The sequence below is a fragment of the Limnohabitans sp. 2KL-51 genome, assembly GCF_003063645.1.
In the GTDB taxonomy this organism is placed as follows: domain Bacteria; phylum Pseudomonadota; class Gammaproteobacteria; order Burkholderiales; family Burkholderiaceae_C; genus Limnohabitans_A.
Genome location: NZ_NESJ01000017.1, coordinates 88,782 through 98,097 on the forward strand (window position 1 = coordinate 88,782; position 9,316 = coordinate 98,097).

Genomic DNA, 9,316 nt, shown 5'->3' on the forward strand with positions numbered 1-9,316 from the left:
TCAACTTTCAATTCAGTAGTCGTTGGCCTTGGCATACGCCAAGGCGGCCAGATCGGCCTCGTGGGCTTCGCGCGCTTTTTCGCGCGCGGGTGCCACTGCCGCTGGGTCAGGCCAGCAGGCCTGCACAAAAAATTCGTGGTTGCCGTCGCCGCCTTCAATGGGGCTGTCCAGCCACGCGGTGACTTGCATGCCCAGCTCGGACAAAGCCGTGCGCACGCGGTTTTCGATGAACGGAAAATGGGTGTCGTCTTTGACGATGCCGCCCTTGCCCACTTGGCCAGGTTGCAGCTCAAACTGGGGTTTCACCAGCATCAGCAACTGCCCTGTGGGTTTGAGCAAATGAACCACACCGGGCAACACCAAAGTCAGCGAGATGAAGGACACATCGCCCACCACCAGGTCAAAGCCTTCGAGCGCCTCAGGAATGCGCTCGTCGCCCGGCACCAGCTCGCGGGCGTTCACGCCTTCGATGCAGACCACCCGCTCATCTTGACTGATGCGCGAATGCACCTGGGCGTGGCCCACGTCAATGCCTACCACTTCGGCCGCGCCGTGCTGCAGCAAGCAATCGGTGAAACCACCGGTGCTTTGCCCCACATCCAGGCAGCGCAAGCCTTCTACCAGAACACCCGTGGCCTTCAAGGCCCCTTCGAGCTTGAGGCCGCCACGCGACACATAGCGTGACTCGGCGTCGTCCAGCAACTCCAGTGCAGCGCCATCCGGAACCTCGTCGCGGTTTTTAACGATGGCACGCCAACTTCCGTCGGGCTGCTGCCACTTCACGCCTCCAGCAATCAGTCGTTGAGCTTGAGAACGGGAAGCGGCCAAGCCGCGCTCCACGAGAAGTTGGTCAATGCGCATGCGTTGGGTTTCAATAACGGTAAGTGTCGGCTTTGTAAGGACCGTTCTTGGACACGCCGATGTAAGCGGCTTGTTCTTCGCTGAGTTCGGACAGCATGGCGCCGACTTTCTTCAGGTGCAAACGGGCCACTTTTTCATCGAGGTGCTTGGGCAGCACGTAAACCTTGCCGTTTTCGTACTGGTCTTGTTTGGTGAACAGTTCGATCTGGGCGATGGTCTGGTTGGCGAAAGACGATGACATCACGAAGCTGGGGTGGCCGGTGGCGCAACCCAAGTTCACCAAACGGCCCTTGGCCAACAGGGTGATCTTTTTGCCGTCGGGGAAGATGACGTGGTCGACTTGCGGCTTGATCTCGTCCCACTGGCATTTTTCCAGCGAAACAACGTCAATTTCGTTGTCAAAGTGACCGATGTTGCAAACGATGGCTTCGTCTTTCATGGCGGCCATGTGCTCGTAGCGGATCACGTTCTTGTTGCCGGTGGCCGACACAAAAATGTCGCACTTGTCGGCAGCGTATTCCATGGTCACGACCTTGAAGCCTTCCATCGCGGCTTGCAGGGCGTTGATCGGGTCGATCTCGGTCACCCACACTTGGGCGCTCAGGGCACGCAGGGCTTGGGCCGAGCCCTTGCCTACGTCACCGTAACCGGCGACCACGGCCACTTTGCCGGCGATCATGACGTCGGTAGCGCGCTTGATGGAGTCCACCAAGGATTCGCGGCAGCCATACAGGTTGTCGAACTTGCTTTTGGTCACCGAGTCGTTCACGTTGATGGCGCGGAACATCAGGCTGCCTTTGGCGGCCATTTCGTTCAGGCGCAACACGCCGGTGGTGGTCTCTTCGGTCACGCCGATGATCTGCGCACCCTTGCGGCTGTACCAGGTCGGGTCCACGGCCAGCTTGGCCTTGATGGCGTTGAACAGGCAGGTCTCTTCTTCGCTGGTGGGGTTGGCGATCAAGGACGCATCTGTTTCAGCGCGCTTGCCCAGGTGCATGAGCAGCGTGGCGTCGCCGCCGTCGTCCAGAATCATGTTGGGGCCTTCGCCTTCGGTGCCTGCGGCGCCAAAGTCAAAGATGCGGTGGGTGTAGTCCCAGTAGTCGGCCAGGGTTTCGCCCTTGATGGCGAACACGGGCGTGCCCTTGGCGGCAATCGCCGCAGCGGCGTGGTCTTGCGTCGAGAAGATGTTGCAAGAAGCCCAACGCACGTCAGCGCCCAAAGCTTGCAAGGTCTCGATCAGCACAGCCGTCTGAATGGTCATGTGCAGCGAGCCGGTGATGCGCGCGCCCTTCAGGGGCTGTGCCTTGTTGAACTCTTGACGGATGGCCATCAGACCTGGCATTTCGGTCTCGGCGATTCTGATTTCTTTGCGGCCCCAATCGGCCAGGCCGATGTCGGCGATCACGCAGTCGGCGTTAATTGTGGAAGGCATACGTGCATTCATGAGAAAAGCTCCAAGTCATGTGAATGAACCACACGCATGGGAAAAGCACTGATAGGGAAAAACAGGCTCACCGCACGTCGTGTGGATGAGCGTCGTTGCTGTTGAAGTGTTCCGAGCCTCACGCCCCGCTGCCGGCTTTTTTCAAAGCCAGGGGGCGCTGCAACGCTCCTCGGAAGTGCGCATTCTAGCGCAGTTGGCCTGGCCCAGGTCGTTAAAAGGGCATCGCGCAGGCGAATGTCAAACGCACAAGGCCAAAACCGCCAAGGGGGCTGTTTCGGCGCGCAGCACGCGCGGCCCCAGCGACACCGGGGTGAAACCAGCGGCCAATGCGGTGCTTTCTTCGCCAGGGCTCAGGCCGCCTTCGGGGCCGCTCAACACGGTCACCGGCGCTTGGCTGACTTGGCAGGGTACGGGTTGTGTGTCCCCGGACAAGGACAAGACCCAGCGCTCGCCAGGCGAGGACTTTTTCAGCCATTCGGTCAGTGTCACGGCCGGGTGGATGGGGGGCACGCGATTGCGCCCGCACTGCTCGGCCGCGGCCACCGCCACGCCTTGCCAATGCGCCAGTTTCTTCTCGGCCCGCTCGCCTTTGAGCTTGAGCACGCTGCGCTCGGCCACCAGCGGAGTGATGCTGGCCACACCCAGTTCGGTGGCTTTTTCCACCAGCCAGTCCATGCGCTCGTTGGCCGTGATGCCCGCCAGCAAGTGCACCGCTCGGTTGGCTTCGCGCTCGATGGTGTGGTGCGCACCCACATCGACCTCGACATCGCTGCGGCCCATGCGGGTCACGGTGGCGTCAAACTCGCCGCCTTCGCCGTTGAACAAGGTGATGGCATCGCCCGGCTGCAGGCGCAGCACTTGCACATGGCGTGCAGCGCCCGGTGGCAGACTCAGGGCCAAGCCGGTGGCCAAGGGGGAGGGGCAATAAAAGCGGGGCATGCTCACATGCGCCCGTAAGCAAAACCCACTTGTAGGGTGGTGCCCTCGATTTCGTCGATCAGCTTGAGCAGTGGGCCCAGTTCGCGGTAGCGGTCGCAGGTGGTTCGAATGTAATGCAGGAAACGCGGCGCGTCGGCCAGGTATTTGGGCTTGCCGTCGCGCAGGGTCAGGCGGGCAAAGATGCCGGCCACTTTCAGGTGACGCTGAAGTCCCATCCACTCGACGGCGCGGTAAAAAGCGCCAAAGTCGCTGTGCCAGTCTTCATAGTCCATTAGCCCGGCTTTGCGGGCTTTTTCCCAGTAGCGGATGGTGATGTCCAGCACAAAGTCCTCGTCCCAGGTGAGGAACGCGTCCCGCATCAGGCTGGCGATGTCGTAGGTGATGGGGCCGTAGACCGCGTCCTGGAAATCCAGCACACCAAGCTGATCGTTTTGAAACGGCATCATCAGGTTGCGCGGCATGAAGTCGCGGTGGACATACACGTTGGGCGCGGCCAGGTTGCGCGGAACGATGAGGCCGAAGGCACTGTCCAACACGTCGCGGTTTTTGCCTTCAAGTTGAACCCCCCTGTGCTGGGCCAAATACCAGTCCGGAAACAGGCTCAGCTCCCTGTTGAGGAGCGCGGCGTCATACGGCGGCAGTACGCCAGGGCGCGAGGTTAGTTGCCACTGCACCAGCACGTCCACTGCATGCATGTACAGGCTGTGGTTGGCCTGTGGGCGCTCGGTATCGATGGCCGACATCATGGTGGCGTCACCCAAATCAGTCAGCAGCATGAAGCCGTGGGCCTGGTCCCAGTTCAGCACCTCGGGTGCATGCAGCCCAGCGGCTTTCATCAAGGAGGCGATGCGCACGAAGGGCTCGGAATTTTCTTTGTCGGGCGGGGCGTCCATGATGATGCGGCTGCCGCCGTCTACGCTGTTCACCCGCAGGTAGCGGCGAAAGCTGGCGTCGGCCGAGGCCACGCGCAAACTGTCGGGCAAAAGGTTGTGGGAGGCGGCCAAGCCAGACAACCAGCGGTCAAAAACCATTTGCCGGGCCGGATCGGTCCAGCTGACGCTGACGGCTTGGCTTGGGTTGGGGGCTGAATTGGGGGGTTGGGTGAGGTGGCTCATGGATAATCTCATTTTACAAAGCCCGCAACAAGCGCTTTGCCTGTACCTCTCGTGTGTCCAAACTCTGCCCCATCCTTGTGCCCCTTTCCCCTGTCCCTTGTTCGCAGCCCCCATTGGCCCATGTCCTTTTGCGGGAGGTGGTGAGGGCGGTTCTGTTTGTGGTGCACGGTGTCACGCTGGGGGGCGCGATGGGTGTGGCGCAAGCCCAAACCCTCACGTACCCGCAGGCCGCACCCGCAGCCCCTTTGTCGGGTCTGGTCTTGCGCAGCAGTCCCCTGCTGGAAGAAGCCGTCTCGCAGCGCCAAGAGCAAGGGGGAGCGATTTACCTGCAAGGCCAGCGCCTGCGCGTGAGGCCTGACTTGGATATTTTGATCGAGGGTGAGGCCAGCATCCGCAAGCCGGGCGTGAGCATTCAGGCTGGGCAACTGTCCTATGACCAAAGCCAAGACGTGGTCGAGGCCACTGGCCAAGTGCGCTTGAGTCGACCGAGCAGTTTGTTGACCGGCCCCAAGCTCACACTGAAGGTCGACAGTTTCCAAGGCACGCTGACGCAGCCCACTTTTGAACTTTACAAAAGCGGCGCCTACGGTCAGGCGGCGCAGATCGAGTTTGTCGATGAGCAACGCGCCACCGTGCGCGAAGCCAACTACACCACCTGCAGGCGCACACCCGGGCCCGACTGGTTGCCTGCATGGGTGCTCAAGGCCACCCGATTGAACCTGGACGAAGAAGAGTCCACCGTGCAGGCTGAGGGGGTGCAGTTGCGCTTTCAGGACTTTCCGGTGCTGGCCATACCCGCCGTCACCTTCCCGATGACCAGCGAGCGCAAGTCGGGCCTGTTGCCTCCTGTGATGGGCATCACCAGCACCAACGGGGTAGAGCTGGCCCAGCCCTACTACTTTGACATCGCGCCCAACCGCGACGCCAGCGTCACCACCCACCTGATGAGCAAGCGTGGCGTGGCGGTGGACACTGAATTTCGTTACCTGGAGCGCGACTACAGTGGCCAGGCCCGGTTGAACCTGATGCCCAAGGACAGCCTGCGCGATCAGGCCCGCTGGGGCTGGTCCAGCCAGCACAACGGCAGTCTGGATACAGGTCTGGACAGCGTGGGGCGCATCGGTTTGGGCTTGAACCTGAACCGGGTCAGTGACGACAACTATTGGCGAGATTTTCCTCGCTCCGGCCTGGTCTTGACCCAGCGCCTTCTGCCATCTACAGGGGTCTTGAACTGGGGTCGTGGCAACCTGAGCATGAGCGCGCAAGTTCAGCGCTGGCAAACCCTACAAGACTTCAACGCCCCCATCACCCCGCCTTATGACCGTGCGCCCCAAATCGGGCTGCGCTATGGACAGTGGCAGGCCGATGGCCTGGACTGGTCTGTGCAGGCCGACACCACCCGCTTTGAGGCCAGCTACGACCGCATCCCCTTGGCCAGCAGTGCGGTGCGACCCGTGTCCCGCAATGGCGAGCGCAGCTTTGTGCTGGCGCAAGTCAGCCGCCCCTGGATCCGCCCTTGGGGCTTTGTCACGCCCAAACTGCAACTGCATGCCACCCGTTACCAACTTGACCAAGCACTCGATTCGGGGGCGCGTTCTGCCAACCGGGTTTTGCCCACCCTCTCATTGGATTCGGGCTTGGTGTATGAGCGCGAGACTCAGTGGTTTGGTCGGGGCGTCACGCAAACGCTGGAGCCGCGCGCTTTTTATGCGCGCACGCCGTTTCGGGACCAAAGCCTTTTGCCGGTTTACGACACGGGCGCAACCGATTTCAATTTGTCTACCATTTACAGCGAAAACGCCTACGTGGGCCATGACCGCTTGGTGGACAACGACGCCTTGACCCTGGGCGTCACCAGCCGTTTTTTTGACGCCGACAACGGTGCTGAAATGTTGCGTGTGGGCATGGCCCAGCGCATCCGTTTTTCTGACCAGAAAGTGGTGCTGCCCGGCCAGTCCGCTGCAGCTGCGGGTCTGAGTGATTTATTGCTGGGCGCTGGCGTGCGCTGGGATGACCGCTGGGCGCTCGATGCCACGGTGCAGGTCAACAGCCAGACTGACCGCGTCAGCCGCAGTACCTTGCAAGCCCGCTACAGCCCCAGCCCTTACCGGGTGCTGAATGCGGCTTACCGTCTGAACCAGGGTGTCAGTGAGCAGATCGACATGGGTTGGCAATGGCCACTGAGCGACTTGCTGGGACGGCGCGATGCGGCTGTGGAAAGTGCCTGGAGCCGTTCACCCGGTCAGGGTCTGGGCCCGGACCGGTGGTACAGCGTCGGCCGCCTGAACTTCAGTCTGACCGAAGGCCGCATGGTCGACAGCCTTTTGGGTCTGGAATACGATGGCGGCTGTTGGATCGGGCGCATCGCTTTCGAGCGCATCCAGAGCACGGTGAGCACAGCGACCAGCCGTTTGCTGTTTCAGCTTGAATTCATTGGGCTGGCCCGTGTTGGGGCCAGCCCACTTAATGCCCTGCGCAACAACATCCCCCGTTACCAAAACTTGCGAGATTCCACCGTTGAACCAAGCCGTTTCCAGCACTATGAATAAACACCTGTTTCCTGTTCGCGCCTTGTGGCTCGCCAGCGCCTCGGTCTGTCTGGCCTCAACGTGGCTGACCCTGAATGTGTCTGCCCAAACCCCGGCCTCCGCTGCGTCGCGTCCTGCGGCTATACGCTCGGCCGACTTCATTGTCGCTGTGGTCAACTCCGAACCCATCACCAATCAGGAGGTGCAGACCCTGGGGCAGCGCCTTCAGCGCGAAGCGCAGGCCCAAGGCCGGTCTGTCGATGGCCCTGAGGCCAAGCAATTGGCGTTGGAGCAACTCATCAACGACAAAGCCCAGCTCCAGCAAGCCCGAGACGCGGGCATTGTGGTCGACGAAGACGCTTTGGACCAAGCCGAGGCTGGCGTGGCCAGCAACAACCAGCTCACGCGCGAAGCCCTGCGCCAGCGTTTGCAACAAGATGGCGTGACCCTGACCACTTTTCGCGAACAGCTGCGCAACCAGCTGCTGCTGAGCCGCGTGCGCGAGCGCGAAGTAGAAGCGCGTATCCGAATCAGCGACATCGAGGTTGAGAAGTTTTTGCAAGAACAGATCAAGGCCCAGGCCGCACGCGCCCCAGCTGAGCTGAATTTGGCCATGATCCTGATCGTTGTGCCGGAAAACAGCGCAGAAGAACAAATCAAGCCGTTGGAGGCCCAAGCGCGTGATGTGGCCCGGCGCGCACGCAGTGGCGAGAACTTTGCCGAGTTGGCCCAGACCTTCTCGCAAACGGCCGACCGCGGGGCCAATGGCGGGGCATTGGGCTTGCGCCCGGCCGACCGTTATCCTGAGCTGTTTATGCAGGCCGTTGCGGCATTGCCTGTGGGCGGTGTGTCCGAGGTGTTGCGCTCGGGGGCAGGTTTCCATGTGCTCAAAGTGCTGGAGCGCCAGCAGTCCCCCGCCACCTTGATGGCGACGCAAACCCGTGCGCGGCACATTTTGTTGCGCTTGACGCCACAGCTGACCCAGGCCCAAGCGCTGGCGCAGCTGAGCGCCTTGCGCCAGGACATTGTCTCGGGCAAGGCCGATTTCGCGGAATCGGCCAAACGCCTGTCGCAAGACGGCAGCGCGGCCCAGGGGGGTGATTTGGGCTGGGCCAGCCCCGGTATGTTTGTGCCCGAGTTTGAGCAGACCATGAACCGCCTGCGCCCCGGCCAGGTGGCTGAGCCGCTGGCCTCGCGCTTTGGGGTGCACCTGATCGAGGTGACCGATCGGCGCGATGCGCCCATGAGCGAAGCCGAGCAAGGCGCGCTGGCGCGCAATGTCTTGCGTGACAAGAAACTCGACGAAGCCTATGTCGCTTGGGCCGAGGATGTGCGTGGCCGCGCCTACGTCGAATTGCGCGAGCCTGTCCAATGAGGCACATCGCCCGCAAACGCTTTGGCCAGCATTTTCTGACGGACGGCGGCATCATCGATGCCATTGTGGACGCGATTGCCCCGGTGGCCGGTCAGCCCATGGTCGAAATCGGCCCCGGTCTGGCTGCGCTGACGCAGCCTCTGGTCGAGCGCTTGGGCCATCTGACGGTGATTGAGCTCGACCGTGACTTGGCCGTGCGTCTGCGCGAACACCCGCAACTGTCGGTGGTGGAGTCTGATGTGCTGAAGGTCGACTTTCGGACCTTGGCGGCGCAAATGCTGGCCAAGGCCACGGCGGCCCCTTTGAGCAAAATACGGGTGGTTGGCAATTTGCCCTACAACATTTCCACGCCCATCTTGTTCCATTTGCTGGCGCAGATCGACGTGATCGAAGACCAGCACTTCATGCTGCAAAAAGAAGTGATTGACCGCATGGTGGCCCAGCCTTCTACTTCGGACTACAGCCGCTTGTCGGTCATGCTGCAGTGGCGTTATGACATGGCCAATGTGCTGTTTGTGCCACCCGAGAGTTTTGATCCACCCCCACGCGTGGACAGCGCCGTGGTGCGCATGGTGCCCCTGGCCCAGCCGCCCGATGTCCATGTCAAAACGCTGGAAACCCTGGTGCAGGTGGCCTTCAGCCAGCGCCGCAAGATTTTGCGCAACACCCTGGGCAAGTGGTTGGATGAAAAGGGTTTTGCCGGGCAGTTTGATTTGCAGCGCCGCGCCGAAGAAGTACCCGTGGCCGAGTTCGTGGCCTTGGCCCAGAAGGTCTGAACACTGAAAAAGATCTGTCACCCCGCACTGGATGCGGAGCCCATGTTTGTTTTGTCTGCCGAGCTGAAAATCTTGGATTCCAACTCGGGGGCCGGGGTGACAGAGGACGATGCACTGCCATGAAAAAGCCCCGCACTGCGGGGCTTTTGTCATTGTGCGCCCAGCATGGGCGCACACCTGCGGGTGCAAGTCCCGCTGCGAGCTGGTCACAGTGAGCAAAGTGAAACGCAACTGCGTGAGGGTGACCGAACGTGGGAAGGAAGCGTGGATCGTAAATC

At 61.4% G+C, this 9,316-nt stretch carries 7 protein-coding genes and 1 riboswitch; of the genes, 3 read left to right on the top strand and 4 right to left on the bottom strand.

Translation table 11 applies throughout. The features are described from left to right. Window positions 1-12 precede the first annotated feature (12 nt). The 4 genes from B9Z49_RS17130 to B9Z49_RS17145 all read right to left on the bottom strand — a co-directional run bounded on the left by B9Z49_RS17130 (window position 13) and on the right by B9Z49_RS17145 (window position 4,359). Window positions 13-861 (bottom strand): TlyA family RNA methyltransferase, encoded by an 849-nt coding sequence (locus B9Z49_RS17130; RefSeq protein ID WP_108354649.1) that lies wholly within the window; start codon window positions 859-861, stop codon window positions 13-15. A 10-nt stretch (window positions 862-871) separates the two neighbouring features. After that, window positions 872-2,305 (bottom strand): adenosylhomocysteinase, encoded by a 1,434-nt coding sequence (ahcY, locus tag B9Z49_RS17135; RefSeq protein ID WP_108354650.1) that lies wholly within the window; start codon window positions 2,303-2,305, stop codon window positions 872-874. Between the two features lie 80 nt (window positions 2,306-2,385). Beyond that, window positions 2,386-2,482: riboswitch (S-adenosyl-L-homocysteine riboswitch) on the bottom strand. A gap of 60 nt (window positions 2,483-2,542) precedes the next feature. Further along, a complete protein-coding gene (locus tag B9Z49_RS17140; protein ID WP_108354651.1) occupies window positions 2,543-3,244 on the bottom strand; it encodes a 16S rRNA (uracil(1498)-N(3))-methyltransferase in 702 nt (233 codons plus the stop codon). A gap of 2 nt (window positions 3,245-3,246) precedes the next feature. Further along, window positions 3,247-4,359, bottom strand: a complete 1,113-nt coding sequence (locus B9Z49_RS17145; protein ID WP_108354652.1) for an aminoglycoside phosphotransferase family protein — start codon at window positions 4,357-4,359, stop codon at window positions 3,247-3,249. Window positions 4,360-4,499: 140 nt separating this feature from the next. On the opposite strand from B9Z49_RS17145, the gene B9Z49_RS17150 reads away from it, so the two are divergent. From B9Z49_RS17150 to rsmA, 3 genes are read left to right on the top strand one after another with little or no spacing between them, the layout of a single operon-like run. Next, a complete protein-coding gene (locus tag B9Z49_RS17150) occupies window positions 4,500-6,908 on the top strand; it encodes an LPS-assembly protein LptD (RefSeq protein WP_233254682.1) in 2,409 nt (802 codons plus the stop codon). After that, window positions 6,901-8,262 (top strand): peptidylprolyl isomerase, encoded by a 1,362-nt coding sequence (locus B9Z49_RS17155; RefSeq protein ID WP_108354653.1) that lies wholly within the window; start codon window positions 6,901-6,903, stop codon window positions 8,260-8,262. The genes B9Z49_RS17150 and B9Z49_RS17155 overlap by 8 nt, the downstream gene beginning before the upstream one ends. Beyond that, window positions 8,259-9,038, top strand: a complete 780-nt coding sequence (gene rsmA, locus B9Z49_RS17160; RefSeq protein ID WP_108354654.1) for a 16S rRNA (adenine(1518)-N(6)/adenine(1519)-N(6))-dimethyltransferase RsmA — start codon at window positions 8,259-8,261, stop codon at window positions 9,036-9,038. The genes B9Z49_RS17155 and rsmA overlap by 4 nt, the downstream gene beginning before the upstream one ends. Window positions 9,039-9,316: the final 278 nt, after the last annotated feature.

Bases quoted from the DNA above. Each gene is read 5' to 3' on its own strand.
- B9Z49_RS17130 (WP_108354649.1), bottom strand. From the start codon at position 861: ATGCGCATTGACCAACTTCTCGTGGAGCGCGGCTTGGCCGCTTCCCGT.
- ahcY (WP_108354650.1), bottom strand. From the start codon at position 2,305: ATGAATGCACGTATGCCTTCCACAATTAACGCCGACTGCGTGATCGCC.
- B9Z49_RS17140 (WP_108354651.1), bottom strand. From the start codon at position 3,244: ATGCCCCGCTTTTATTGCCCCTCCCCCTTGGCCACCGGCTTGGCCCTG.
- B9Z49_RS17145 (WP_108354652.1), bottom strand. From the start codon at position 4,359: ATGAGCCACCTCACCCAACCCCCCAATTCAGCCCCCAACCCAAGCCAA.
- B9Z49_RS17155 (WP_108354653.1), top strand. From the start codon at position 6,901: ATGAATAAACACCTGTTTCCTGTTCGCGCCTTGTGGCTCGCCAGCGCC.
- rsmA (WP_108354654.1), top strand. From the start codon at position 8,259: ATGAGGCACATCGCCCGCAAACGCTTTGGCCAGCATTTTCTGACGGAC.